We start from the raw sequence: 324 nt of genomic DNA, 5'->3' as shown, positions 1-324 counted from the left end.
GAGGCGTACCAGCCGGGGCGAGAGCGCGTCAGAGGGCGAACCCAGAATGCCGGGCAGCGCCTGCCGCAAGGGCGCAAGCCCCTGGCGCACGGTGATGCCGCGCTCGAGCAGCAGGCCGCGGATCTGGTTGGTCACGCCGGTGCGTTGACTGACCAGGCGTGAACGCACGCGGTGCAGGGCGAGCAGATCCATCTGCTCGGGCGTCTTGATGGCCACGAACGACATGGTGGGCCGCTGCACCGCCTCGGCGATGGCTTCAGCGTCGCGGTAGTCATTCTTGTGGCCCTTCAGAAACGGCTTCACGTACTGGGCCGGGATCAGGCG

The 324-nt window shown here is 68.2% G+C and carries 1 protein-coding gene; it reads right to left on the bottom strand.

Annotated elements, in window-relative coordinates:
* Positions 1–324, bottom strand: a 324-nt coding sequence (locus tag KBI52_RS00550; RefSeq protein WP_210804755.1) for a transposase, incomplete at both ends; no start/stop codon positions are given.

It is taken from the genome of Microvirga sp. HBU67558 (genome assembly GCF_018069605.1).
GTDB lineage: Bacteria > Pseudomonadota > Alphaproteobacteria > Rhizobiales > Beijerinckiaceae > Microvirga > Microvirga terrae.
This window is presented reverse-complemented; position numbering and strand designations above follow the sequence as displayed.